Below are 24,637 nucleotides of genomic sequence, written 5' to 3' on the forward strand. Positions count from 1 at the left end.
CCTTCACGAGGGCCCCGGGCAGTCCCGCGCGGCGCGGCTCACCGGCCTTTTCGCGGGCCACGCGGAACCTCCCGCGCGGCCCGGCGCCCGGCCTGCCCGGCCGTCACTCCCAGCGGAAGAAGCGGGCCGCCGCCGCCAGCGCGACGACCGCCCAGACCGCCAGGATCCCCAGGTCGCCCCACGGCATGCCCGCTCCGTGCTGGAGCACGTCCCGCAGGCCGTCCGAGAGCGCCGAGATCGGCAGCAGGGCCAGCACGTCCTGGACGCCGGGGGGGAACTTGTCCAGTGGGACGAGGACCCCGCCGCCCACCAGCAGCAGCAGGAAGACCAGGTTCGCGGCGGCCAGCGTCGCCTCCGCCTTCAGCGTGCCGGCCATCAGCAGGCCCAGGCCCGAGAAGGCGGCCGTGCCGAGGATCAGCAGGAGCAGGACGGCCGCCGGGTTGCCGTGCGGCGACCAGCCCAGCGCGAAGGCGATCACCGTCAGCAGGACGACCTGGAGGACCTCCGTGACCAGCACGGACACCGTCTTCGCGGTCATCAGGCCCCAGCGGGGGAGCGGGGAGGCGGCGAGCCGCTTCAGCACGCCGTAGCGCCGCTCGAAGCCGGTGGCGATGGCCTGGCCGGTGAAGGCCGTCGACATCACCGCGAGCGCCAGGACGCCGGGGGTGAGGAAGTCGACCGCCGCGCCCTTGCCGGTGTCGACGATGTCCACCGAGCCGAACAGGACCAGCAGGAGCGCCGGGATGACGACCGTGAGCAGGAGCTGCTCGCCGTTGCGCAGCAGCATCCTCGTCTCGAGCGCGGCCTGCGCGCCGATCATGCGGGGCAGGGGGGCCGCCCCCGGGCTCGGGGTGTAGGTGCCGGCGGTGGTCACGAACGCAGCTCCTTGCCGGTCAGTTCCAGAAACACGTCTTCGAGGGTGTGCCGCTCGACGGAGATCCTCTCCGGCATCACCCCGTGCTGCGCGCACCAGGAGGTGACGGTGGCCAGCAGCTGCGGATCGACCTTCCCGCCCACCCGGTAGGCGCCGGGGGTCAGCTCGGCCGCCGTGCAGTCGGCCGGGAGGGCCTTCAGCAGGGAGCCGACGTCGAGGCCGGGGCGGCCGGTGAACCGCAGGGTGTTCTCGGCGCCGCCGCGGCACAGCTCCTCCGGGGAGCCCTGTGCGATGACCCGGCCGGCGTCGATGATCGCGACGTCGTCGGCGAGCTGCTCGGCCTCGTCCATGTGGTGCGTGGTGAGGATGACCGAGACCCCGTCGGTACGCAGGTCGCGGACCAGGTCCCAGGTGGCCCGGCGGGCCTGCGGGTCCAGGCCGGCGGTCGGCTCGTCGAGGAAGACCAGTTCCGGGCGGCCGACCACGGCCATCGCGAGCGCGAGGCGCTGCTGCTGGCCGCCGGACAGCCGTCGGTAGGCCGTACGGCCACAGCTGTCGAGGCCCAGGCGCGCTATGAGCGCGTCGACGTCGAGGGGGCGGGCGTGCAGTTTCGCCACGTGCCGGAGCATCTCCTCGGCCCGCGCGCCGGAGTAGACCCCTCCGGACTGGAGCATCACGCCGATACGGGTGTGCAGCTCACCGGACTGTCTCACCGGGTCGAGGCCCAGGACGCGCACCGTGCCGGAATCCGGCCTCCGGTACCCCTCGCAGGTCTCGACCGTGGTCGTCTTGCCCGCCCCGTTGGGACCGAGTACGGCGGTGATGCCCGCCCCGGCCACCAGGTCGAGGCCGTCCACCGCGGTCTTCGTGCCGTACCGCTTCACCAGGGCCTGGACCTGGACCACGGGCTCGCTTCGCATGAGGAGCAAGTCTAGGGACGTCTCCGGGGCCCGCGGGCGCCGGGGGCCGCATCGGGGCCCGGCGCACCGGGGCGGTGCAGCGCGAGCCAGCGCTCCGCGTACGCCACCGCGTCGGCGACCGGGAACAGGCGTACGTCGGCCGCGCCCACCCGGCCGCGTACGACGGGGCGGTCCCGCTCGAAGTCGGCACCCAGTTGGTCGAAGCGGTCGGAGTCGATCGCGACCTCCGTGACCACCTCCCACCGGGTGGCTCCCCGCGCCGTCCGCACCGGGCGCCCCACCTCGACGAGCGGCGCCGGTATGCGGTACTCGGCGAGATGGAAGCTGGTGCAGGTGTCGTAGCCCGTGCCGAGCAGGAGCACGCGGGCTCCGAGGGCCTCCAGCCTGGCCAGCGGGCTGCGCTCACCGAGCCGGCAGTCCGGGGCGTGGCCGTCGACGATCTCGGCCGCGCGCGGGCCGAGAGCCGCGAAGGAGGTCTGCGGGTGCGCGCTGCGCAGCGCGCCCGGCCAGGTGCGGACGGTCTCCGGGACCACGCCGAGCCCACGGGTGGGGGTGACGAGGGGGTCGTAGGCGGGCATCGTCGCCCGAATGGTCGACCACCACTCCTCGGGGACCGGCGGCCGGCTCCACAGGGCCGGGTCGGACAGCTCGCCGGACTGCGTGGGGACCACCAGAGTGCCGTCGGGGCCGAGCGCGTCGAGAAGGCCCTGGACCACCGCGACCGGGCCGCCGTTGACCCAGCCGAGGGACCGGAGCGAGGAGTGCACGAGGAGCGCTTCGCCGGGTCGGACGCCGAGTGCGCGAAGCTCCGCCGCGAGGGTGCCCCGAGTGACGAGTGGGCCGGTGGGAGGGGGTGTCGACATGCTTCGGGAGTCTCCCCGAGACCACGCCCCGGTGCCACCGAATTGATCGATCAAAGATCGTTTCCGCAGGTCAGCTTAGGCATGCCTAAGTGATGCACCGCACCGTCCGCCTCCTGGGACGCGGCTTGTCAGGCCCTGAGGAATTACGCAACAATGGCGTTGTGAAAAACGTTGGCGAGGCTCGGGAGACCCCCGCGGGGGCCCCGCAGGAGGAGCTCGCGACCGGTGAGCGGTCAACCCGCAACCGGGTCGCGCGGTCCATCCTGGACCACGGCCCGTCGACGGTGGCCGACCTCGCGGGGCGGCTGGGGCTGACCCAGGCCGCCGTGCGCCGCCACCTCGACGCGCTCGTCGCCGACGACGTCGTGGAAGCACGCGAGCAGCGGGTCTACGGCGCGCGCACGCGCGGCCGCCCCGCCAAGGTGTTCGCCCTGACCGACTGCGGCCGGGACGCCTTCGACCAGTCCTACGACAAGCTCGCCGCGGACGCCCTGCGATGGATCGCGGAGCGTGAGGGCGGGGACGAGGCGATCGTCGCCTTCGCCCGTGCCAGGATCGCCGCCCAGGCCGACGCGTACCGCGAGGTCATCGAGTCCGCGGCCCCCGAGGGCCGCACCGAAGCCCTGGCCAAGGCCCTGAGCGCGGACGGGTACGCTGCTACGGCGCGTAGCGCACCGGTCGGCGAGCAGCTCTGCCAGCACCACTGCCCGGTCGCGCATGTCGCCGAGCAGTTCCCGCAGCTGTGCGAGGCGGAGACCGAGTTCTTCTCCCAGCTGCTCGGCACACATGTCCAGCGGCTGGCCACCATCGCCCACGGCGACGGTGTGTGCACGACGTTCATCCCCAAGATTTCCAAGTCCGATCAGCGCGATCCCAACGCATCTGCAAGCACCGCCGGGAGGAACCCCGCATGACGCTCCCCATCGAGGAGACTGCCCACCCCGAGCTCGAGGGTCTGGGTACGTACGAATACGGTTGGGCCGACTCCGACGTGGCCGGTGCCTCTGCGAAGCGCGGCATCAACGAGGACGTCGTCCGCGACATCTCCGCGAAGAAGAACGAGCCGGAGTGGATGACCAAGCTCCGCCTCAAGGGCCTGCGCCTCTTCGAGAAGAAGCCCATGCCCAACTGGGGCTCGGACCTGTCGGGCATCGACTTCGACAACATCAAGTACTTCGTGCGCTCCACGGAGAAGCAGGCGGAGTCCTGGGAGGACCTGCCCGAGGACATCAAGAACACGTACGACAGGCTCGGCATCCCGGAGGCGGAGAAGCAGCGCCTCGTCGCGGGTGTCGCGGCCCAGTACGAGTCCGAGGTCGTCTACCACCAGATCCGTGAGGACCTGGAGGAGCAGGGCGTCATCTTCCTGGACACCGACACCGCTCTCAAGCAGCACCCGGAGCTCTTCAAGGAGTACTTCGGCACGGTCATCCCGGTCGGCGACAACAAGTTCGCGTCGCTGAACACCGCGGTGTGGTCCGGCGGCTCCTTCATCTACGTGCCGAAGGGTGTGCACGTCGAGATCCCGCTCCAGGCCTACTTCCGTATCAACACGGAGAACATGGGCCAGTTCGAGCGGACGCTGATCATCGTGGACGAGGACGCCTACGTCCACTACGTCGAGGGCTGTACGGCGCCGATCTACAAGTCGGACTCCCTGCACTCCGCGGTCGTCGAGATCATCGTGAAGAAGGGCGCCCGCTGCCGTTACACGACCATCCAGAACTGGTCGAACAACGTCTACAACCTGGTCACCAAGCGCGCCGTGGCGTACGAGGGCGCGACCATGGAGTGGATCGACGGCAACATCGGCTCCAAGGTCACCATGAAGTACCCGGCCGTCTACCTGATGGGCGAGCACGCCAAGGGCGAGACCCTGTCCATCGCCTTCGCGGGCGAGGGCCAGCACCAGGACGCCGGCTCCAAGATGGTCCACATGGCGCCGAACACCTCGTCGAACATCGTCTCCAAGTCGGTGGCGCGCGGCGGTGGCCGCACCTCGTACCGCGGTCTGGTCGAGATCGGTGAGGGTGCCCACGGCTCGAAGTCCAACGTGCTGTGCGACGCGCTGCTCGTCGACACGATCTCCCGCTCGGACACGTACCCCTACGTGGACGTCCGCGAGGACGACGTGTCCATGGGCCACGAGGCGACGGTCTCCAAGGTCTCCGAGGACCAGCTCTTCTACCTGATGAGCCGAGGGATGACCGAGTTCGAGGCGATGGCGATGATCGTGCGCGGCTTCGTCGAGCCGATCGCCAAGGAACTGCCGATGGAGTACGCCCTCGAACTCAACCGGCTGATCGAACTGCAGATGGAAGGCTCGGTCGGTTAACCGCCGCCTTCCGGAAACAGCTGGTGGCCCGCCCCTCCCGGCGGGCCCGAGGATCTCCACCGACGCAGGAAAGAGAGCAGACCGACAGCCATGGCCGAGGCTCAGAACTCCCCCACCCTCAACTCCGTTCGGGCGGGGGGACCCCCACCGCTGGGTTCCACCACCGCCGGGCAGATCGCGGTGGCCGCCGAGTCGACCGTCGCCACCCGCATGAGCGCGCCCCCGTCCTTCGACGTGGCGGACTTCCCGGTCCCCCACGGCCGCGAGGAGGAATGGCGCTTCACCCCGCTGGAGCGCCTGCGCGGGCTGCACGACGGCACCGCGGTCGCCACCGGTGACGGCGTGAACGTCGACGTCCAGGCGCCCGAGGGCGTCCTCGTGGAGACCGTCGGCCGCGACGACGCCCGGCTGGGCACGGCGGGCACCCCCGTCGACCGCGTCGCCGCCCAGGCGTACTCGGCGTTCGAGAAGGCCGGTGTCGTCACCGTCCCCAAGGAGACGGTGCTCACCGAGCCGATCCGCATCGCCGTGCACGGCGAGGGCGGGGTCGCCTACGGCCACCAGGTCGTCGAGCTCGGAGCCTTCGCCGAGGCCGTCGTCGTCATCGACCACACGGGCGACGCGGTGCTCGCCGCCAACGTCGACTTCGTGCTGGGCGACGGAGCCAAGCTCACCGTCGTCTCCGTCCAGGACTGGGACGACAGCGCCGTCCACGTGGGCCAGCACAACGCCCTCATCGGCCGGGACGCCACCTTCAAGTCGTTCGTGGTCACCTTCGGCGGCGACGTCGTACGCCTGCACCCGCGGGTCTCCTACGCCGGCACCGGCGGCGAGGCCGAGCTGTTCGGCCTGTACTTCACGGACGCCGGCCAGCACCAGGAGCACCGCCTCCTGGTGGACCACAACACCCCGCACTGCAAGTCCAACGTCATGTACAAGGGCGCGCTCCAGGGCGACGGTGCCCACGCGGTGTGGATCGGCGACGTCCTCATCGAGGCCAAGGCCGAGGGCACGGACACCTACGAGATGAACCGCAACCTGGTTCTGACCGACGGTGCCCGCGTCGACTCCGTGCCGAACCTGGAGATCGAGACGGGCGAGATCGTCGGCGCCGGTCACGCCTCCGCCACCGGCCGCTTCGACGACGAGCAGCTCTTCTACCTGATGGCCCGGGGGATCCCGGCCGACGAGGCCCGTCGGCTCGTGGTCCGCGGCTTCTTCGCCGGACTGGTCCAGCAGATCGGCGTCGACGACATCGAAGAGCGCCTTCTCGTGAAGATCGACGAGGAGCTGGAGGCGTCGCTCTGATGACCGCCTCGACGACGTTCGTACGCGCCTGTGGGCTGAGCGAGCTGGAGGAGGACACCCCGAAGCGGGTGGAACTCGACGGCACGCCGGTCTCGGTCGTGAAGACCGAGGGGGAGGTGTTCGCGATCAACGACGTCTGCTCGCACGCGAACGTCTCGCTCTCCGAGGGCGAGGTGGAGGACTGTCAGATCGAGTGCTGGCTGCACGGCTCCGCGTTCGACCTCCGCACCGGCAAACCGTCCGGCCTGCCCGCGACGCGCCCCGTCCCCGTTTACCCCGTAAAGATCGAAGGGGACGATGTGCTCGTCTCCCTCTCCCAGGAGTCCTGAGGAACCCATGGCTACGCTTGAAATCCACGACCTGCACGTCACCGTCGAGGCCGACAACGCCACGAAGGAGATCCTCAAGGGCGTCGACCTCACCGTCCGGCAGGGCGAGACGCACGCCATCATGGGCCCCAACGGCTCGGGCAAGTCGACCCTCGCCTACTCGCTCGCGGGCCACCCGAAGTACACGATCACCGGTGGCACCGTGACCCTCGACGGCGAGGACGTCCTGGAGATGTCCGTCGACGAGCGCGCCCGCGCGGGCCTGTTCCTGGCGATGCAGTACCCGGTCGAGATCCCCGGTGTCTCCGTCTCCAACTTCCTGCGCACCTCCGCCACCGCCGTCCGCGGCGAGGCCCCCAAGCTGCGTACGTGGGTGAAGGAGGTCAAGGAGACCATGGAGCGCCTCTCCATGGACCCCGCCTTCGCCGAGCGCAACGTGAACGAGGGCTTCTCCGGCGGTGAGAAGAAGCGCCACGAGATCCTTCAGCTGGAGCTTCTCAAGCCGAAGATCGCGATCCTCGACGAGACCGACTCCGGCCTGGACGTCGACGCCCTGCGCGTCGTCTCCGAGGGCGTGAACCGCGTCCGCGAGACCGGCGAGGTGGGCACCCTGCTCATCACGCACTACACGCGCATCCTGCGCTACATCAAGCCTGACTTCGTCCACGTCTTCTCCGCCGGTCGGATCGTCGAGTCCGGCGGTGCCGAGCTCGCCGACAAGCTGGAGAACGAGGGGTACGAGGCTTACACGAAGGGTGGCGTATCAGCGTGACGCAGCTGCCGGGCCTCCTCGACACCGAGGCGATCCGCAAGGACTTCCCCATCCTGGACCGACAGGTCCACGACGGCCGGAAGCTCGTGTACCTGGACAACGCGGCGACCTCGCAGAAGCCGCGCCAGGTGCTGGACGCCCTCAGTGGTTACTACGAGCAGTACAACGCCAACGTCCACCGCGGTGTGCATGTGCTCGCCGAGGAGGCCACGGCGCTGTACGAGGGCGCGCGCGACAAGGTCGCCGCGTTCATCAACGCGCCGAGCCGCGACGAGGTGATCTTCACCAAGAACGCCTCCGAGTCGCTCAACCTCGTGGCCAACATGCTCGGCTGGGCCGACGAGCCCTACCGGGTCGACCACGAGACCGAGATCGTCATCACGGAGATGGAGCACCACTCCAACATCGTTCCGTGGCAGCTGCTGGCGCAGCGCACGGGCGCGAAGCTGAAGTGGTTCGGCCTGACCGACGACGGCCGTCTCGACCTCTCGAACATCGACGAGATCATCACCGAGAAGACGAAGATCGTCTCCTTCGTGCTGGTGTCGAACATCCTGGGCACCGTGAACCCGGTCGAGGCGATAGTGCGCCGCGCCCAGGAGGTCGGCGCACTGGTCTGCATCGACGCCTCCCAGGCCGCTCCGCACATGCCGTTGGACGTACAGGCCCTCCAGGCCGACTTCGTGGCCTTCACCGGCCACAAGATGTGCGGTCCGACCGGCATCGGCGTCCTCTGGGGCCGCCAGGAACTGCTGGAGGACCTGCCCCCGTTCCTGGGCGGCGGCGAGATGATCGAGACGGTGTCGATGCACTCGTCGACGTACGCCCCGGCGCCCCACAAGTTCGAGGCGGGCACCCCGCCGATCGCCCAGGCGGTCGGTCTCGGCGCGGCGATCGACTACCTGAACGCGATCGGCATGGACAAGATCCTCGCCCACGAGCACGCGCTCACCGAGTACGCGGTGAAGCGGCTCACCGAGGTCCCCGACCTGCGGATCATCGGCCCGACCACGGCCGAGGACCGCGGCGCGGCGATCTCGTTCACGCTGGGTGACATCCACCCGCACGACGTGGGCCAGGTCCTGGACGAGCAGGGCATCGCGGTCCGGGTGGGACACCACTGCGCGCGGCCGGTCTGCCTGCGGTACGGAATTCCTGCGACCACGCGAGCGTCGTTCTACCTGTACTCCACGCCGGCCGAGATCGACGCTCTGGTCGACGGCCTGGAGCACGTCCGGAACTTCTTCGGCTGAGGGGCTGGCTGGGATCGTGAAGCTGGATTCGATGTACCAGGAAGTCATCCTGGACCACTACAAGCACCCGCACGGGCGGGGCTTGCGGGATGGCGATGCCGAGGTGCACCACGTCAACCCGACGTGCGGCGACGAGATCACGCTGCGCGTGAAGTACGACGGTGAGCAGATCACGGACATCTCGTACGAGGGGCAGGGCTGCTCCATCAGCCAGGCCTCGGCGTCCGTGCTCAACGATCTGCTCGTCGGCAAGGACGTGTCCGAGGCGCAGAAGATCCAGGAGACCTTCCTGGAGCTGATGCAGTCCAAGGGCCGGACCGAGCCGGACGAGGCGATGGAGGAGGTGCTGGAGGACGCGGTCGCGTTCGCCGGTGTCTCCAAGTACCCGGCCCGGGTCAAGTGCGCCCTCCTCAGCTGGATGGCGTGGAAGGACGCGACCGCCCAGGCTCTGGGCGAGAGCGCCGAGAGGAAGACGGCATGAGCGAGAACGAGACCTTGACGACGAAGCCGGCCTCGGAGGACGAACTCCGCGAGGCGCTGTACGACGTCGTCGACCCCGAGCTGGGCATCGACGTCGTCAACCTCGGCCTGATCTACGGCATCCACATCGACGACGCGAACATCGCGACGATCGACATGACCCTGACGTCCGCGGCCTGCCCGCTCACCGACGTCATCGAGGACCAGGCCAAGTCCGCCACGGACGGCATCGTCAACGAACTGCGCATCAACTGGGTCTGGATGCCGCCGTGGGGCCCGGACAAGATCACGGACGACGGGCGCGAGCAGCTTCGGGCACTCGGCTTCAACGTCTGACCGGTCGTCCGTCCGGGCCTTCGACCGGACGTCCTCCGCGGCGTCCGGTCGTACGCCCACCCCGGCGTCGTACGTGCGTGGCCCCCGGCACTTCGCCGGGGGCCACGCACGTTTCCGCTGTTCGCGCTCCGTCGCCGGTTACCCGGCCCCGATTCCGGGCTCAGGCCAGGCCGTCGACCACACGGAACGCCGAGTCCGCGCGGAAGACCCGGGAGTTGTCGTACGCCTCCAGACGGAGCCGGAAGTCGCGGTGCCGCAGATAGCGGCCTGGATAGTTCAGCGACTCCAGCATGACGGCGCCGCTGTACGCCGAGGTCCGGGGGCAGAAGGTGGCGTCCCGCTCGAAGAGGGCGGAACCGTCGTCGCGGTCGTCGCGCAGGACGAAGTCCCGATGGCGGAGGTAGCCGCCGTCGGCGGTGGCGAAGGAGTAGCAGGAGGCGTTCCCGAGCCCCGCCACCACCGTGAAGTCGGCGTCCCGCCTGATGTCGGCCGGACTGCGGGTGGTGACCTCGTCGAGACGGACGTAGCCGTGGCGCAAGTGCCAGTACCGGTCCGGGTAGTTGACGGACCGGACCGACTTCGGCGGGGGCGTGGACGAGGGCGAGGGCGTGGACGAGGGCCGGGGCGCGGGAGGCTTGCCGGAAGGGGCCGCTTGCGACGGTCCGGTGCTGTCGGGGGCGGCCTCGCTGCCGGAGCCCCGTTCCGCGGACGTGGCGGAGGCCGGGCCCGTCGGCGGGGAGCCGGAGGCCCGTGCGGAGGACGGGGTGGGCTCGCCGGCCCGGGTCGCCGCCCCGGTGGTGGTCGTGGTGAAGTCGCCGGTCAGCAGGGGCAGTTCCGTGTCGGAGACGGTCCGGTTCGCCCGGTCCCGTGACGCGACGTCAGTTCTGTTGTCCAGTACGGCGATCGCGGTGGTGACGAGAACCGCCACCGCGAGTCCTCCGGCCAGCCAGAGCCGCCGGGTTCCGGGCAGCCGTTCCCCGTCCGGGTCCGCACCGATCGGCCAGGGCGCCGGGGACCCGGTGAAGGAAGGCGGTTCCGCCGGGTGGCGGGCACCGTGAGGAGTGGGACGCCAGGCGGGTTCCTCCGGGGTGGGCGCGGGACGGTCGGGCCCACGCTCGGGGTCCGGCGATATCTCAGGCATGCGCGTTCCTCCAGCGTGGCCCGGGGCGCACGCGGATTCGTCCACTGATTTCCGTACAAGAGGGGCGCGAGCGCCCGGACCGGCGTCGGCCGTGAAGATCGGGTGTGCGGCTGGTGAAACAGTAGTGGAAACGGTGAGTTCTGAGCAGTCGTTTGCAGTGAGTGATCCCTTCCGATCTCCCGCGATCCCCAAGGCTCGGCGGCCCCCGGACACCGCCCATCGCGAGCGGCGTGAGCCGCCTGTGTACAGGTGTACGCATCGATGTGTACCCTCGTACACATGGGATACCTGCTGCTCGCCGGAGCCATCGTCTCCGAGGTGGCCGCCACGACCGCCATGAAGTACAGCGAGGGCTTCAGTAGACTGTGGCCGTCACTGGTGACCGCCCTCGGATACGTCGTCGCCTTCCTCCTGCTCGCGCAGTGCCTCAAGACCGTCCAGGTCGGCACGGCCTACGCGATCTGGGCCGGCGCCGGGACCGCCGTCATCGCCGCGATCGGCATGCTTTTCCTCGGGGAGGCGCTCACCGTCACCAAGGTGGCCGGGGTACTGCTGATCATCGGCGGGGTCGTGGTGCTGAACCTGGGCGGAGCCCACTGATGGCCCCGCGCCGCTACGATCCCGAGCGACGCCAGCGCATCATCGACGCGGCGATCAGGGTGGTGGGCGACAAGGGACTCGCTGGGCTGAGCCACCGCTCCGTCGCCGCCGAGGCCGATGTGCCGCTGGGCTCCACCACGTACCACTTCAAGACCCTCGACGAACTCATGGTCGCCGCCCTGCGCCAGACGAACGAGGGCTTCGCCGAGATGGTTGCCGCGCGTGGCGCGCTGGAGGACCCCCGCGTCGACCTCGCGGGCGAACTCGCCGGGCTCATGGGCGCATGGCTCGCCGGGGAGCGCACGGGAGTCGAGCTGGAGTACGAGCTGTACCTCGCCGCCCTGCGCCGCCCCGCGCTGCGCCCCGTCGCCGCCGCCTGGGTCCAGGGCCTCGTCGACCCCCTCGCCCGCCGCACCGACTCCGTCACGGCGCGGGCGCTCGTGGCCCTGCTGGACGGCATCTGCCTCCAGGTGCTGCTGACCGGGGGGACCTACGACGAGACGTACGCGCGGGAGGTGCTGGGACGGCTGATCGGCGGAGACGGGAGCGGAGCCGAGGGCTGAGGGGCTGAGCACGGGTGGGCGGCGGGGGCACCGGTTGGCCCGCGCGGCCCGGCCCGCGTTAGGTTTCACCCATGACCGACACGACTGCTACGCGCACCACCACCGGCGCCGTCGCCGCGGGCCTCGCCACCCTCACCGCCGACGGCACCGTCCTCGACACCTGGTTCCCCGCGCCCGAACTGTCCACAGAACCCGGGCCGGCCGGCACCGAGCGGCTGTCCGCCGAGCGTGCCGTCGAACTGCTCGGTGAAGGCGCCGCCAAAGCCATCGGGCCCGACGCCCGCCGGGGCGTCGAAGTGGTCGCGGTCCGCACGGTCATCACCTCGCTGGACGAGAAGCCGATCGACGCGCACGACGCGTACCTGCGGCTGCACCTGCTCTCGCACCGACTCGTACGGCCGCACGGCCAGAGCCTGGACGGCATCTTCGGCCACCTCGCCAATGTCGCCTGGACCTCGCTCGGCCCGGTCGCCGTCGACGACGTCGAGAAGGTACGGCTCAACGCCCGCGCCGAGGGACTGCACCTCCAGGTGACGTCCATCGACAAGTTCCCGCGCATGACGGACTACGTCGCGCCCAAGGGCGTCCGCATCGCCGACGCCGACCGCGTCCGGCTCGGCGCGCACCTCGCCGAGGGCACCACCGTGATGCACGAGGGCTTCGTGAACTTCAACGCGGGCACCCTCGGCACCTCGATGGTCGAGGGCCGCATCTCGGCCGGCGTCGTCGTCGGCGACGGCTCGGACATCGGCGGGGGCGCCTCCACCATGGGCACCCTGTCCGGCGGCGGCAACGTCCGCATCACCATCGGCGAGCGCTGCCTGGTCGGCGCCGAGGCCGGCGTCGGCATCGCCCTCGGCGACGAGTGCGTGGTCGAGGCGGGCCTGTACGTCACGGCGGGAACCCGCGTGACCATGCCCGACGGCCAGATCGTCAAGGCCCGTGAGCTCTCCGGCGCGTCCAACATCCTCTTCCGCCGCAACTCGGTCACCGGAACGGTCGAGGCCCGGCCGAACAACGCGGTGTGGGGCGGGCTGAACGAGATCCTGCACAGCCACAACTGATCATCTAAGGCCGTGACTTGCGGCCGGTCACCGAAGCACCACTCCGAATCGCCGCTGAACTCGCGGCAGTTGTGGACGCCGGTAGCCATCGAGCGCCCTTTCACGGCCCCCAGGGCGGCCGGGGAGGGCGCTCGTGCGTCGAGGGAGACATCGGCCTTGTGAGTTCGATCCAACTGGACCTTGGCCGGGCCCAACTGCGTGCAGAGGTGCCGCCTCCAGCCGCGCGATGCCGCAGCTGTCCGTGGTCGTTGACGTCAGCGTTGGATGTCACCCGAACAACTGTGGCATCGGGCGGATCTCAGGAGGTCGCCCGGCCAATCCGTCGAGTTCCACCGAACGTGCCGACTTGCACACCTCCACAGCGATCCGCAGGTCCGCCGGCTTCACACCGTCGCCCTAACCAGGTCAAAGGGCGAGTGTTGCTGTGCGAGTTCGACCGCTGCTCGGGACAGCCGTGGAACGTGTGGTCGCGCCGTCCGTGTTCTGTCATTTGAGAGTGCCGGAGCCCGCTGTTGTAGCCGAGCCGTCGGTGCGCACTCTGACCCTCCCCCAGAAGTGATCGATCCGGATCGGTCAGAAGGGAGGTTCGAGATCGCCGCGGCCATCGCTGTGCGGCCCCCGGTCCTCGGCCTCCTCCAGAAGAGGCTCCGGGCCGGGCGGATTGTGGCCCCATGCTTCGAGGGCCTTCCATGCGACGCGCCGGTCGGGGTCGTTCCTGCTGGTGTCCAGGATGCGGCGCGCGTGCACGGCGAGGTGAGCACGGTGCCCGGCGAGCGCGGGGTGTTCGGCGAGGAGGAGCGCGGCGATGACGGCGGCTTCACGCACATCCTCGTGGCTGTCATGCAGGAAAGGTGCGACGGCCCTGTAGAGCATCGGGCGCAGGTCCCGGAGGGCCGCCACGGTGGTGCAGTGGGTGAGGAAGCCGGGGAAGTACTCCTCGTTGCGGGCGACGAGCTCGTCGGAGGCGTCGTGAAGCGTGGAGGCCAGCCAGGCCAACAACGTCGCGCGGATGGGGACATCGCGATACGGCCGCCGCGTCATGGCCGCCGGGTGGGTGAGGATGCCGGCCACGTACATGACGGCGGGGGCGGTGGCTTCGTAAATGGTGTTCTGATGGCCGACCAGCTCACCCAGCTCCCACAAGGCGGTTACCTGGACCTTCGGATCAGGCTCCAAAAGCTGCGTCAGAACCTTGGGAAGGTCCTCACCGGACCCGAAAGCCGTCCGGAGCGAACCCCAGTCGGTCGTCGCCAGGACAACTTGGTAGGACGGCAAGTCAGGCTTGCAGGGCGCCCCGGCACGGGAACGACTGTGGGTCACGGGCCGACTCTAGACCAGGCCTCCGACACCATTTCCTTCCAGACCAGCCACTCGGTCTGCGGTCCTGCCACATGCCACTGCTGTAGCTCAGCCGTTTGGTCCTGCCGTGTGACGGCCCAACCAAGCAGCTGAGGCCCAGAGACCGCTCCAGCACAGCGACAGACTCCCCACCAACAGGAGACACGCGGGCAGGGGGCGTGATCAGTGTGTGTACCTTCTTCTTGCCCTGGGTCTTGTCGGGGATCTTGATGGGCTGGATCTTTGATGGTCAGGGGCGGTGGCCACGTGCGCCTGGTGGTCGTCGTCGGTCGTCCTTGGCCGCTGTCGGGCAACCTCGGACGGGCCAGATACGGCCCAGGGACGGCCGACCGGCTCATACCTCGCTCGTGCGGTACGGCTCAGGCAACGGCGACAACGGCACGTCGAGAACGTGTCCCAACAGAGCGCGTGCAACGGCATCGCGCTCGTAGTCCGGTTGGCCTGGTCTCATGGAAAGAATCACACGATCCCGGGTGACCACGGCAGCGCCCGTGAAGCTTGGGTCGGTGATCGAGGACTCATCGAGCGTGACGTCCAGCTCCGCGAGAAGATCGGACAGAGGAGTGTTGAGAAGGTGTTCAGGACTCAGCGCCAACTCCACCTTGCCGGTTGGCAGCTCTGACGTCCGTACTTGGTCGAAGTTCGTCACGGGCGCATCTCCTCAGCGGGCCTTTGATGGGTCGCCAGAGTGCCGCCACAGGGCCGGGGCTGGTGCACGCCACGCTGAACGGTCTCCCCGTCACGGTGAGGACCAAGACACCAGTGCGAGGATCGGGCCGAGCGCATCAGCTTGGGAAGCTCAGGGCAGCTAGGGCTTGCTCTGGGGCTGACCTGCTGCTGCGCGACGCGGATCGGCTCCCCGATGTTCCCCCGTGGTTCCCCGCACGATCTGGCACGTGTCTGGCACGATTCATTCGTCGTCGTACCGCTCCAAGACCAGCCCTACAGAGCCTTCTTCGAGCCCGTCGTTCTCCTCCGGATGGAGATGAGCACCGTCCGGTGTGCCGTCTTGGGCGAGCGTGAGGAGGTGGCCGGCCAGGGCCTTCAACCCGACAGCGTTGGCCTCGATGACGATCTCTCCTCCCAGGTTGCGGACCTCGATGCGTGCGCCTTCCTCCCACGTGAAGACTCTGGTGGTTCAGTCGGTCCCCACGCCGACGTGAGTGGTCATGGACGGAGCAGCGCTGGGTTCAGGGGACATACCCCAAGCATCGCGTACTCCGGGCCCACTGCAGCCGCGAGACATGGGTCATGGCTTCTTCGTCTCGAGACAACTTGACTGAGAGCGCTGCCTCGGGTTGACGTGCCTCTCACCTGCACTGACTGTCCACAGACGTTCGTGCTCGTCCGTTGGCGTTGTCATGCAGTTAGACACTCGCCCCGGATCAATGAGATGGAAAATGCAACGGTCGACCAGGGCAGTACGAGGCAGATGAGCTCTAGCTGGCAGGAGATCCACAGCGCTCGCACGGTCGATATCTCACACTCTGTGCATCGCCAAGCAGCATCCAACTTGCCTCAGTCAGGCGCCGTCCGTCACCGGCCACGAGGCCGCAGTTCTCGTTACCGTGGAAGACATCGCGGCTACCGCCAGCGCTGGCACGCACCAGTACCGCAGGCTCCCTGGAGCGGTCGACACCTTCGTCTACGTAACACTCCTGCATGTACTCCATCGCGTCACGCTGGTCAGACGCACTGGTGTACGGCAGCTCTCTTCCTCGCATGCTGATCCTCCGTCTGGGCCTAGGCTCCATCGCTTGGCCGTACATGCGTACCGCAAATGGTTCTCTCGGCAGCCTGGTTCAGCGAAACGTCGCGGCTATGCCCTTGGCTGTGCTTTACAGATCGGCGCATCCGCTTAGCAGGGCCGCCCGTCGGGTGATATCGCTGGTGGCTGCTGTTGCGGCGTTGCTGCTGACGACCTCGCCCTATGACCACCGCTTTAGGAGTTCGATTCCGGACCTCATGCGCTTCGGGTAACGCGCCCGTGGGGCTGCATCAGCTTTCGGGTCGTGGCCGCCACTGTGTGCTCCGGTCCGTCGTCGTTGATGTCAACCGGTGATGTCAGGCTTTGGGCCTCTACGCGCTGATGGGAAGTTCCCTGGCCCGCTGCCGTGCTCTGGCTCGGATCTCCTTGAGCTGAGCGTGGAAGGCATTGTGGCCGTTCTGGTCCAGGTTCAGCGGCAGGTCCAGTTGCGAGATGAGCTCCGACTCCAGCGTCCAGGGCTCGTCATGCTCTACCCAACAAACGCGAGCGTTGTCCGCCATCCACTGGCTGAGTTTCGCCTCGCCGGACTGGCCGAACGTCATCCGCTTGCCGCTGCCCACTCGTCGCAGCTCCAAGTCGAGCAGACAGCCGAGAGACTTCCGCAGCGTTGACCCTTCGGCGTTGCCCCGGAAGTGGTAGCGCACGCGGTCTCGAAGATTCTGCGTGCTGGTCCGGTTCGCCATGTACCGCGGTGCTATGCCGACATAGAGCATGCGTCCGGCAGCCAGCCCTGGGTGGGGTGCCTGCTCGAAGTACCACCCGTACACACCGGATGCCGCGGGCACGGGGTTCGACCGGCTCAGTACCTCCCGCGCCGTCCACAACCTACTGGGTGTCGTGAGAGCGGTAGCTGCCATGGAGCCTCCCCTGCGTCGGCTTGATCGCCGCAGGCTACCTGCTGGCGCTGACAGTGATCCGCTCCAACCACCAGCGGGCCTGGTCAGGTGGGAAGACGATGCTGTGATCAGGGAGCCCAGGTGCTTGGAAGGCGCTCTGTGGCTGCACCCCGTCCTCCTCTTGACCTGTGGCTCTCCTCAGTTGAGCGGCTGGTCAGTAGAACTTCGACACAGATTCGACACGCAGTGTCCTGGTGGCTCTGTACGGTGCCAACGACACACACGCTGAGTACAAGTGTTGGGGGCGGACATGACCGACTATCTGTCTGAGGTTGATCCGCGATGGGCTGAGCACTCAGGCGAAGAGGGGCACTACAGCGCCCCGGAATGGGGCCCAGCGGACTTGCAGCGCGCCGAGGCGTTCTTGGCTGAACTCGCACCGCAGGCCCGGCAGGTGCTCGAGTACCTGGCTCGCAACCCTGGCCGGAGGATCCACTGCACGGAGCTGGTGGACAAGGCCCTGGGCGGGCCGAACGAGAGCGATCCGGCGCGGCGCGTGGCAGGAGTGCTGTCCGGGATGAGTAAGGGACACAGCAACAGCGGGCGGAGGCTTCCGTTCTACTGGTGGGAGGCACCCGAGGGGAGCGCGGGGGCGACGTACGCAGTGCGCCCCTCGGTGGCAGCGGTTTTCCTGGCCGCTCAGCTCGGAGATGCGTGATCTGCACAGCCACAACTGATCATCGGCGGGCGTGACTTGCGGCCGGTCACCGAAGCACCACTCCGAATCGCCGGTGGAATCACGGCAGTTGTGGACGCCGGTAGCCATCGAGCGCCCTCCCCGGCCCCCAGGGCGGCCGGGGAGGGCGCTCGTGCGTAAGGGGATGGCGGCCCTGCGAGGCGGATGTGATCTGTGTGGGGGGGTCCCCAGGTCACCCGGGCTGTCGTGGCACCCAGGTGAAGGGCGCATCTTGACTGTGGCGGGCCGTTGTCGACCGTGGTTGACCGCACGATGTGGCACGGCTGTGGCACGTTCCGAACGACCGAGCGTCTGGAAGGAGCCTGTCGCACGCGTGCCGACCTGCTTGCCTTCCCGTGCCGGGCGTCTTTGCGACCGGCCTTCGACACGCCTTTGACCCGCATTCGGCACGCCCAAGGGAACGATGTGCGTCATGGAATGCGTCCAGACCGTAGGTGCGACCGCTGGACCTCCTCGCCCTATCCGACCAGGCGGCGGCGCCAGTCCAGGGGAGTGACGGTGATGGCCCGGTCAGGGTTCCGGTCCCACTCGGTGTCGAGGCCGGCCGCTTCGAGGGCGGCCACGACCTCGTCGCCGATGGCCGCGGTCGTCTCGGACGAGCCGTCGAGGCCACCGTAGAGAAGCATGAGTCCGTGCCCGGCCGCGGCGGAGTCCGTGCACTGGGTGTGGAAGTAGACGAAGCCGCGGGCGTCGGGTCTGCCTTCGCCGACGATCTCGGACTGACCGCAGGTACGACAGCAGGTGAAGTTCTCGCGGGCGGTGATGCCGGCCTCCTCGAGCGCAACGAACGCGCGGGTGAGCCGCTCAGGGTCCGTCTCGCCCTGCCATCCGGCCTGCTCCGCCACGCGTTGCAGCCACATCCGGTCTGCCAGCGCCTCCGCCTGCTCGCGCGAGACGGGCCGCCGCTCCTCGGTGACCAGATACTCCTCAGCCAGCTCGGCCAGTTCGGCGCGGGAAGCGTAGCCGCCGACCAGCACCTCCCATACGCGCGTCTCCAACTCCACGCGCTCGTCGTCGTCGAGGTCGAGAAGCGGCACCTCACGGGCGGGGCCCATGTCCAACAGGGACCAGGCCGGACCGGAGTCCCAGCCATCCTCCCGGCGAGCCCAGCCGGTGAGCGCCGCGATCAGGACCTCGGGACTGTCGACCGTCGCCTGGAAATGCCGGTCGGCGGCGCCGTCGCGGTGTTCCAGGGTGTAGTCGCCACCCGCCTCGTGCCAGACCTGGGCGAAGACATCCGGCAGGTCGGGTATCCGGAGGAGCACCAAGAACCGGTCGTCGTCACCGCCCATACGCCGGACCAGCCCGGCCAGTTCCCCGGCGGACACACGAACATGCCGCTCCCGGTTCTCCGTCTTCACCACGATCTCGAGCATGCGCAGACTCTGACACACCCCTCTGACAGCAGCCCCAAGGGATGCGCCACGCGACTGCACCGCCACAGCCGGACCAGCCCTGATCCCGGCAACTTGGCGGTAGGGTGGCGATCTTCGGGCGGCGGAAGCCGTACGGAGTCCTCGAAGGCCGGGCACCTCATGCATCCCGCCGACCATCCCGCACGCCGTCGCCTCAGCGCCGCTCTGGACAACCTGGCCGACACCTTCCGCGGTACGACCGTGCATCCGGACGAGTACAACTGCGACTGTCACTGGGGCAGTTCCGAGGAAGTCTCCCTCCTGAAGACGCCGGACGTGGAACTGGAGCCGGATCTCCTGCGCCGGACCTGGCAGGCCGTCGACTGGACCGATCACGCGGCCGTGTTGCGCCGCATACTGCCGCAGTTCGCCACCGTGTTGGTCGCCGGTCGCGCGAGAGCCCTGTCCGGGCTGCACGAGGCCGGGTACTGCTTCGCCCGCGGTCGCTGGCAGGAGTGGTCCGACGATCAGGCAGACGCGGTACGCGATTTCCTGCACGCCTGGTGGGTGCAGAGCCTTACCGACCCGGATGCGATCGTTCCTGCGCATGAAGTCTTCCTGGTGTGCGCCGAGGCATCGGGGACCGTCGGTCCCTGGCTCGCCGAGGCGGTGGCGGAATGGGAGTACGAACTCCTGGGGGACAGCCTGCCGTGGGGCGGGTGTTGGTACGAGCACGATGAGGAGGAGATGCGCGCCGAACTGGTCGGCTGGCTCCTCGAGCACGCCGCGGTGCGGCTCCGGGAGTCGGGCGCGTCGGCCGATCTGCGGCACCGGATACGGCTGCTCGGCCTCACCGAGGAGGACCGCTGGACGGATCCGCACTGGCCCGGCCACCGGTACTGATGTGGGTGGTCAGCGCGAACCCGGGCCGACTCGCTCACTCAAGGGGCCTTTTGGGACGCGTGCCTCGACTCGTTGCTCGTTCACCCGGAGGGCCTGGGCCTGTCGCCGTTCGCATGATCGGCCCGTCCCGTACGGTCGCCGCCGCCCCTGGACGTGCACGACGGGTGGGGAGATGGCTGAGACAGGCCGGGGAGCCCGGTCGGAAGGACGGGGAAGGCCGGCACGGGTCGGCCTCGGCCGCTCACTCACCCCGGTTCGCCGGGCGGGAACACCGGCTGATCCTCCACACCGCGTACGCGCGCTCGATCTCGCCCAGGTACTGCTCCAGGCGGAAGCGAACCCTGTCGACGAGCCCGCCATCGGGGCCCGGGTACATCAGGTCGGACCGGACGACCGTCTCTCCGCGGAGCCGGACCCGGACGGTCAGCCTGTCCGGGCCCGGTTCAGGCCGTTCCTGCGCTGCCACAGCCACCCTGCTCGGCGTCTCCGTCGGACAGAGCGGTCCGCCCGGCGGAGCAGTCGCCTCGGATCGAGGCCGGCCATTCTGCTGACGCTGCGCGCGACCACGTCGAGGCCGTCGACGAAGAGGTACGTGTGCACGGCAGCACACGACGGCGGCCCAGGACACGTACTGACGAAGAGCGTGCTCACCGCACCGTCGCCGGGTCCATAGGACAGGGTGGCCCCCAGCTCGCGGGGTGATCTGCGCGGCATCCGTGACTCCGCTACGCGGTCAGCGTCGCAGCGAACTCCTCCAATGCCGTGAAGTCCGGTGCGAGCAGGCCCCGTCGGGGGTCGACATGGTGCAGGAGCGCGGGGGCGGGATGGTGGGCGGTCACATACGTGTCGTCGGCCGGGGACTGTTCGTCGTCCACCCAGGCGAAGGGCCGGCCCGCCGCGTACGTCACGATGCGCTCCGTCTTCCAGTGCACGCCGTCCGGCCGTGTGGCGAACAGGGCGCCCGTGAAGTCTACGTACGGGAGCGCGGGCAGACCGATGACCGGGCCGATGTGGTGGTTGGCGGCGTCCATCCAGGTCGTCGCCCAGCACAGGTCGTAACCGAGGCCCAGGAGGGCGCGGCCGTGCTCGGGGTGGAGCCAGACGCGCAGGGGCCTGCCGGGGGTCAGCGTCACCCGGATCGTCGTGTACCCCTCGGGCCGGCGCTCCGGCTGGGCCGCGTACGGGTTCAGCGGGCCGTCGACGTCGAGGAACAGCAGTGGTCGGCTCACGGGGCCACGGTAAGGGACACCGGGTGGAGGAGGCCGCGTGTTTTCCCTCCGGCCGGCGGCATGGTGGCGGCCGGTCCCGCACGTCGTACGGGACAGGGGAGCGCGGCAAGGGCCGTCGGAGAAGACCCGCGGGAAGGACGAAGGCGACGATGGATGCCGAAGCACGGGAGATCTTCCGGGAGTTGGTGGCGAACCGGTCGTCCGTGCTGCTGAGGACGGCCGTCCTGCTCGGCGGCGGGGACCGCCACGCCGCCGAGGACCTGCTGCAGAACGCCCTGATCAAGGCCGCCGGGCGCTGGCACCGCATCGACGAACCCGAGGCGTACGTACGACAGGTCCTGTACCGGCAGCAGGTGAGCCGCTGGCGGCTGAAGGCCCCGGCGGGAGGTGAGCGTCGCCGAGCCGCCGGAGGGCGCGCGCCACGGCACGGACTCCTCGGCCGCGGCCGAGCTGCGCGTCGTGATGCGCGGTGCGCCGGCCCGGCTCACCGCACGCCGGCGCACCGTGCTCGTCCTGCGCTACTACGAGGACCTTGTCGCGACGACCTACGACGAGAACCCGGACCTGCGTGACAAGGCGCAGGGCCAGTCCGGGATCGACCGGGTGCCGCGCTTCGGCCGGTCGAGCCGGTCCGGGTTCCTCGTCGTCGACGTGGCGTCCGGCAAGGGGACTTGGAGCCGTGTCGCACCCGGCCGCTACACCGCCTCCCGCGAGGACTTCTCCTTCAGCCGCGACGGCGGACTGGTGTACTCACGGGTCGTCGTCGCGGGCGGCCGGGACGGCATGCGGCAGTTCTAAGACCTGGCGGGTGAGAAGGTGCCCGCACCGGCCAACGAGCGGTACCTCCGGGCGGGCGTCGGCGCGCAGCTGTCCCCGGACGGCGGCCTCGCCGCGCGCGCCCTGACGCGCGAGAAGCCCGACAAGTTCTATTCCGCGCTCCTCGATCCGCGCACCGGCGAACGGGTCACCCTGGTGCGTGGTGCGTGGTGCGTGGTGCGTGGTGCGTGGAGCGCGGTTGCTCGCCTGGGTCGAGGACAAGAGGGCTCATCGCCTGGGAGAGGCTCCCGGGCGGGACCCTGTACCGGCCCCGGCTCGTGCTGGTCACGATCGGCAGCGACAAGGTCGTACCACTGAGCGGTGGCCCCGGACCGGACAGCGGCCCGGCGCAGCAGCCGTGGGAGCCCGTCTTCGCCGAGCGCTGATCAGCCGGCCACCAGCTCTTCGTACACCGCCAGCAGTCCGTCGGCCACCTCAGGGCCGGCGGACCGCAGCGGCGCGCGGACCGGACCCGCGGGCAGGCCGAGCCGGCCGAGCAGGGCCTTCGCCGTGACCGCGCCGGGCAGACCGGCTGACATCATCGACTCGACCAGCGGGATCACCTGCCGCTGGCGGCGGGCCGCCTCGGCGGTGTCCCCGGAGTCGAAGGCGTCGAGGATCGCGCGGAAGACGCCCGGGGCGGCGTTCGCCACCGTGCTGATGTACCCGGCTCCGCCGATCGCCCGCAGCGCGAGCACGTACTCGTCGCACCCGGTGTAGTACGCCAACTCCGCCTGGGCCATCACCTTCTGGGTAGCGAGCAGGTCGTACGCGCAGTCCTTCACGGCCACGATCCGGGGGTGCCCGGCGAGCCGGATCAGGGTGTCGGGTTCGATGCGGGTGCCGGTGCGGCCGGGGATGTCGTAGAGTGCGAGCGGCAGTCCGGTGGCGTCGGCGACCTCGCGGAAGTGGGCCTCGACGGCGTCCTGCGGCGGCCTGCTGTAGTACGGGGTGACGACCAACAGGCCGTCCGCGCCCGCCTTTTCGGCCTCCCGGGCCAGCTCCACGGTGTGCCGTGTGTCGGCGGTGCCGACGCCGGCGAGGATCGACACGCGGTCGCCGACCGCCTCCCGCACGGCCCTCACGAGCGCGGACTTCTCGGCGTCAGTCGTGGTCGGGGACTCGCCCGTGGTGCCGGACAGGACCAGACCGTCGCAGCCTCCGCGGACCAGCCGGTCGGCGAGCAGCGCCGCCCCGTCGAGGTCGAGCGCGCCCGCTCCGGTGAAGGGCGTGACCATCGCGCAGAGCGCACGGCCGAAGGGAGGCGCGGGTGTTGCCGGGGCCGTGGTGCGAGGGGTGTGCGTCATGTGAGCAGTCTCGGCACCCGCATGGTGAAGCTCCACTTAATTCTTCTACGACATGGCCGGAAGGGCTGCTACGAGGTGCCTCTTTCGGGGGCTTGTCGGAGGCACTGGTGCCAACTCGGGCCCCCATGGGTCACCATGACGAGGACGGAAGTCGACGGCAGATCGCGGGAGGCGTCATGAGGCTGGGCAGGGCACTCGCCACCGGAGTCGCGGAGGAGCAGGTCCGCGCGGACGAAGAGGATCTCCGGCAGGCCGAGGGGATCGCGGAGGTCGCGGTGCCGGAGGCGGCCGCGCCCGAAGAGGTCCCGGTCGCCCGATGAGGCTGCGGCTCCCCGAGGAACGCCCGACGGAGCCGCCGACCGGATACAAGATCGCCCACCCGGTGCTGTCCCAGGACGGCACCCGGGCCGGGTTCACCGGCGTCTCGCTGGGCGGCGCGCTGCCGTACGGAGTGCTGGACGAGGCGCGCTGCGTCTACGGACTGCGGCACCGTGCGCCGCACCGCCGCTGCGACTGCGGCTTCCACTGCGTGCATGACCGCGCCACCGCCGAGGCGCTGCTGTGCACCACCGAGCACCGGGCGGCCGCCCTTCTGGAGGTCACCGTCCTCGGCGCGTACATCCGCTTCGAACGGGGTTTCCGCTACGCCCGCCAGCGGGTGCGCACCGCGACGGTCGGCCCCTGCGCGTGCGGCGCGGTGGCCGCCGCGTTCGCGGACGCCGGCTGGGGGCGGCCGGGCTGGCGCGGTCTGACGGCAGCCTGCGCGGGTTGCGTACGCGGCCGCAGATCCGTGTCGCTCGCCGGGTTCGCCCGGCTGGCGGGGGAGGGGCTGCGGGTCCGTGCCGGGAGCGGGATCGCGGTGGTGGATCCGGCCGCCGGGCTCGGGGTGTCCGAACTCGCAGCCGAGGCGGCCCTGTTGCAGGCCCGGCTCGACTGGTTCCAGACCCAGCTGGCGCGTCTCGGCGAGAGCGGGGAGCGGGGGTAGCGAAGCGGGACACCGGCGGCCACGCGCACCGTGCGCCCGCCGGTGCGCCGCCGTGGACTTCGCGTTCGCCCGCGCAGCCCTTCCCCTCCCGGCCGGGCGAACCCGCACCCGTCGTGCGCAGCACTTTCGTGTCCCGGGCCTCGCGCCCGCCGCGCGCAGCATGTCTTTGCCCTGGGCCTCGCGTAGGCCCGCGCAGCCCCCCCCGCGTTCCCGGCCTCCCGTACGCCCGCGCAGCCCCCCGCGTCCCCGGCCCCTCGCGTACGCCCGCGCGAGCCGCCCGCGTCCTCGGCCCTCGCCCGCGCCCGCGCAATCCGCCCGCGCCGCCGACCTCGCGGACATCCGCGCCGCCCCACATCGTCGTCCCCCTGCGCAGCCTTGCTCGGCCGTCCGCCTTGCTCGGCCGTCCGCCTTGCTCGGCCGTCCGCCTTGCTCGGCCGTCCGCCTTGCTCGGCCGTCCGCCTTGCTCGGCCGTCCGCCTTGCTCG

The 24,637-nt window shown here is 69.8% G+C and carries 25 protein-coding genes and 1 pseudogene; 16 read left to right on the forward strand and 10 right to left on the reverse strand.

What is annotated here, in order from left to right; genetic code table 11:
• Positions 1-103: 103 nt before the first annotated feature.
• The 3 genes from ACFVTC_RS06080 to ACFVTC_RS06090 are packed head-to-tail and all read right to left on the reverse strand — an operon-like array spanning position 104 to position 2,657.
• Positions 104-820: an ABC transporter permease gene (locus ACFVTC_RS06080; RefSeq protein WP_390124719.1), complete on the reverse strand. Its 717-nt coding sequence runs from the start codon at positions 818-820 to the stop codon at positions 104-106.
• Positions 821-870: 50 nt separating this feature from the next.
• Positions 871-1,794, reverse strand: a complete 924-nt coding sequence (locus ACFVTC_RS06085; RefSeq protein ID WP_390124384.1) for an ABC transporter ATP-binding protein — start codon at positions 1,792-1,794, stop codon at positions 871-873.
• Positions 1,795-1,805: 11 nt separating this feature from the next.
• Positions 1,806-2,657: an aminoglycoside N(3)-acetyltransferase gene (locus tag ACFVTC_RS06090; RefSeq protein WP_390124385.1), complete on the reverse strand. Its 852-nt coding sequence runs from the start codon at positions 2,655-2,657 to the stop codon at positions 1,806-1,808.
• 161 nt (positions 2,658-2,818) lie between these two features.
• On the opposite strand from ACFVTC_RS06090, the gene ACFVTC_RS06095 reads away from it, so the two are divergent.
• The 8 genes from ACFVTC_RS06095 (at position 2,819) to ACFVTC_RS06130 (ending at position 9,470) form a co-directional block, all read left to right on the forward strand.
• On the forward strand, positions 2,819-3,571 hold the full coding sequence (locus ACFVTC_RS06095; RefSeq protein ID WP_390124387.1) for a helix-turn-helix transcriptional regulator: 753 nt from the start codon (positions 2,819-2,821) through the stop codon (positions 3,569-3,571).
• Positions 3,568-4,992: a Fe-S cluster assembly protein SufB gene (gene sufB, locus ACFVTC_RS06100; RefSeq protein ID WP_390124389.1), complete on the forward strand. Its 1,425-nt coding sequence runs from the start codon at positions 3,568-3,570 to the stop codon at positions 4,990-4,992. The genes ACFVTC_RS06095 and sufB overlap by 4 nt, the downstream gene beginning before the upstream one ends.
• 90 nt (positions 4,993-5,082) lie before the next feature.
• Positions 5,083-6,300, forward strand: coding sequence for a Fe-S cluster assembly protein SufD (gene sufD, locus ACFVTC_RS06105; RefSeq protein WP_390124391.1), 1,218 nt, complete (start codon positions 5,083-5,085; stop codon positions 6,298-6,300).
• On the forward strand, positions 6,300-6,629 hold the full coding sequence (locus tag ACFVTC_RS06110; RefSeq protein ID WP_390124393.1) for a bifunctional 3-phenylpropionate/cinnamic acid dioxygenase ferredoxin subunit: 330 nt from the start codon (positions 6,300-6,302) through the stop codon (positions 6,627-6,629). Before sufD ends, ACFVTC_RS06110 begins: the two co-directional genes overlap by 1 nt.
• A gap of 7 nt (positions 6,630-6,636) precedes the next feature.
• The gene (sufC, locus tag ACFVTC_RS06115; protein WP_356800823.1) at positions 6,637-7,401 is read left to right on the forward strand and encodes a Fe-S cluster assembly ATPase SufC; all 765 of its coding nucleotides are present in this window, start codon (positions 6,637-6,639) and stop codon (positions 7,399-7,401) included.
• Positions 7,398-8,654 carry a cysteine desulfurase gene (locus ACFVTC_RS06120; RefSeq protein WP_390124395.1) on the forward strand — a complete coding sequence of 419 codons (1,257 nt, stop codon included), beginning with the start codon at positions 7,398-7,400 and terminating at the stop codon, positions 8,652-8,654. The genes sufC and ACFVTC_RS06120 overlap by 4 nt, the downstream gene beginning before the upstream one ends.
• Before the next feature lie 16 nt (positions 8,655-8,670).
• Positions 8,671-9,135: a Fe-S cluster assembly sulfur transfer protein SufU gene (gene sufU, locus ACFVTC_RS06125; protein ID WP_390124397.1), complete on the forward strand. Its 465-nt coding sequence runs from the start codon at positions 8,671-8,673 to the stop codon at positions 9,133-9,135.
• A complete protein-coding gene (locus tag ACFVTC_RS06130; RefSeq protein WP_168527540.1) occupies positions 9,132-9,470 on the forward strand; it encodes a metal-sulfur cluster assembly factor in 339 nt (112 codons plus the stop codon). The genes sufU and ACFVTC_RS06130 overlap by 4 nt, the downstream gene beginning before the upstream one ends.
• Positions 9,471-9,630: 160 nt before the next feature.
• On the opposite strand, the gene ACFVTC_RS06135 is transcribed toward ACFVTC_RS06130, so the two are convergent.
• Complete coding sequence (locus tag ACFVTC_RS06135) at positions 9,631-10,611, reverse strand: AbfB domain-containing protein (RefSeq protein WP_390124400.1); 981 nt, start codon at positions 10,609-10,611, stop codon at positions 9,631-9,633.
• Positions 10,612-10,890: 279 nt separating this feature from the next.
• Between ACFVTC_RS06135 and ACFVTC_RS06140 the strand changes: the two genes are divergently transcribed.
• From ACFVTC_RS06140 to dapD, 3 genes are all read left to right on the forward strand, one after another.
• Positions 10,891-11,211 (forward strand): multidrug efflux SMR transporter, encoded by a 321-nt coding sequence (locus ACFVTC_RS06140; protein ID WP_168527538.1) that lies wholly within the window; start codon positions 10,891-10,893, stop codon positions 11,209-11,211.
• Complete coding sequence (locus tag ACFVTC_RS06145; protein WP_390124403.1) at positions 11,211-11,774, forward strand: TetR/AcrR family transcriptional regulator; 564 nt, start codon at positions 11,211-11,213, stop codon at positions 11,772-11,774. Before ACFVTC_RS06140 ends, ACFVTC_RS06145 begins: the two co-directional genes overlap by 1 nt.
• Before the next feature lie 71 nt (positions 11,775-11,845).
• Complete coding sequence (gene dapD / locus ACFVTC_RS06150; RefSeq protein ID WP_390124406.1) at positions 11,846-12,838, forward strand: 2,3,4,5-tetrahydropyridine-2,6-dicarboxylate N-succinyltransferase; 993 nt, start codon at positions 11,846-11,848, stop codon at positions 12,836-12,838.
• Positions 12,839-13,411: 573 nt separating this feature from the next.
• On the opposite strand, the gene ACFVTC_RS06155 is transcribed toward dapD, so the two are convergent.
• The 3 genes from ACFVTC_RS06155 to ACFVTC_RS06165 all read right to left on the reverse strand — a co-directional run bounded on the left by ACFVTC_RS06155 (position 13,412) and on the right by ACFVTC_RS06165 (position 16,822).
• Entirely contained in the window at positions 13,412-14,158 is a 747-nt protein-coding gene (locus ACFVTC_RS06155; RefSeq protein WP_390124408.1) for a hypothetical protein, read from the reverse strand.
• 373 nt (positions 14,159-14,531) lie between these two features.
• Positions 14,532-14,846, reverse strand: coding sequence for a hypothetical protein (locus ACFVTC_RS06160; RefSeq protein WP_390124410.1), 315 nt, complete (start codon positions 14,844-14,846; stop codon positions 14,532-14,534).
• A gap of 1,430 nt (positions 14,847-16,276) precedes the next feature.
• Positions 16,277-16,822 (reverse strand): GIY-YIG nuclease family protein, encoded by a 546-nt coding sequence (locus ACFVTC_RS06165; protein ID WP_390124413.1) that lies wholly within the window; start codon positions 16,820-16,822, stop codon positions 16,277-16,279.
• 289 nt (positions 16,823-17,111) lie between these two features.
• On the opposite strand from ACFVTC_RS06165, the gene ACFVTC_RS06170 reads away from it, so the two are divergent.
• The gene (locus tag ACFVTC_RS06170; protein ID WP_390124415.1) at positions 17,112-17,519 is read left to right on the forward strand and encodes a DUF6416 domain-containing protein; all 408 of its coding nucleotides are present in this window, start codon (positions 17,112-17,114) and stop codon (positions 17,517-17,519) included.
• Between the two features lie 497 nt (positions 17,520-18,016).
• Here the strand turns inward: ACFVTC_RS06170 and ACFVTC_RS06175 are convergent, their stop codons facing one another.
• Positions 18,017-18,934 (reverse strand): DUF6891 domain-containing protein, encoded by a 918-nt coding sequence (locus tag ACFVTC_RS06175; protein WP_390124417.1) that lies wholly within the window; start codon positions 18,932-18,934, stop codon positions 18,017-18,019.
• Between the two features lie 159 nt (positions 18,935-19,093).
• Between ACFVTC_RS06175 and ACFVTC_RS06180 the strand changes: the two genes are divergently transcribed.
• A complete protein-coding gene (locus ACFVTC_RS06180) occupies positions 19,094-19,816 on the forward strand; it encodes a hypothetical protein (RefSeq protein WP_390124419.1) in 723 nt (240 codons plus the stop codon).
• Positions 19,817-20,541: 725 nt separating this feature from the next.
• On the opposite strand, the gene ACFVTC_RS06185 is transcribed toward ACFVTC_RS06180, so the two are convergent.
• The gene (locus ACFVTC_RS06185) at positions 20,542-21,045 is read right to left on the reverse strand and encodes a hypothetical protein (RefSeq protein WP_390124421.1); all 504 of its coding nucleotides are present in this window, start codon (positions 21,043-21,045) and stop codon (positions 20,542-20,544) included.
• A gap of 149 nt (positions 21,046-21,194) precedes the next feature.
• On the opposite strand from ACFVTC_RS06185, the pseudogene ACFVTC_RS06190 reads away from it, so the two are divergent.
• Positions 21,195-21,579: pseudogene (locus ACFVTC_RS06190) on the forward strand (SigE family RNA polymerase sigma factor); the annotation flags it as partial.
• Positions 21,580-22,247: 668 nt separating this feature from the next.
• On the opposite strand, the gene dapA reads toward ACFVTC_RS06190, so the two are convergent.
• Positions 22,248-23,168: a 4-hydroxy-tetrahydrodipicolinate synthase gene (gene dapA / locus ACFVTC_RS06195; protein ID WP_390124424.1), complete on the reverse strand. Its 921-nt coding sequence runs from the start codon at positions 23,166-23,168 to the stop codon at positions 22,248-22,250.
• 176 nt (positions 23,169-23,344) lie between these two features.
• On the opposite strand from dapA, the gene ACFVTC_RS06200 reads away from it, so the two are divergent.
• Both ACFVTC_RS06200 and ACFVTC_RS06205 read left to right on the forward strand, forming a co-directional pair.
• Complete coding sequence (locus ACFVTC_RS06200) at positions 23,345-23,488, forward strand: hypothetical protein (RefSeq protein ID WP_390124427.1); 144 nt, start codon at positions 23,345-23,347, stop codon at positions 23,486-23,488.
• Positions 23,485-24,153 carry a hypothetical protein gene (locus ACFVTC_RS06205; RefSeq protein ID WP_390124430.1) on the forward strand — a complete coding sequence of 223 codons (669 nt, stop codon included), beginning with the start codon at positions 23,485-23,487 and terminating at the stop codon, positions 24,151-24,153. The genes ACFVTC_RS06200 and ACFVTC_RS06205 overlap by 4 nt, the downstream gene beginning before the upstream one ends.
• Positions 24,154-24,637 lie beyond the last annotated feature (484 nt).

Origin of the sequence: Streptomyces sp. NPDC057950 (assembly GCF_042887295.1) — a bacterium.
Lineage (GTDB): Bacteria > Actinomycetota > Actinomycetes > Streptomycetales > Streptomycetaceae > Streptomyces > Streptomyces kaempferi.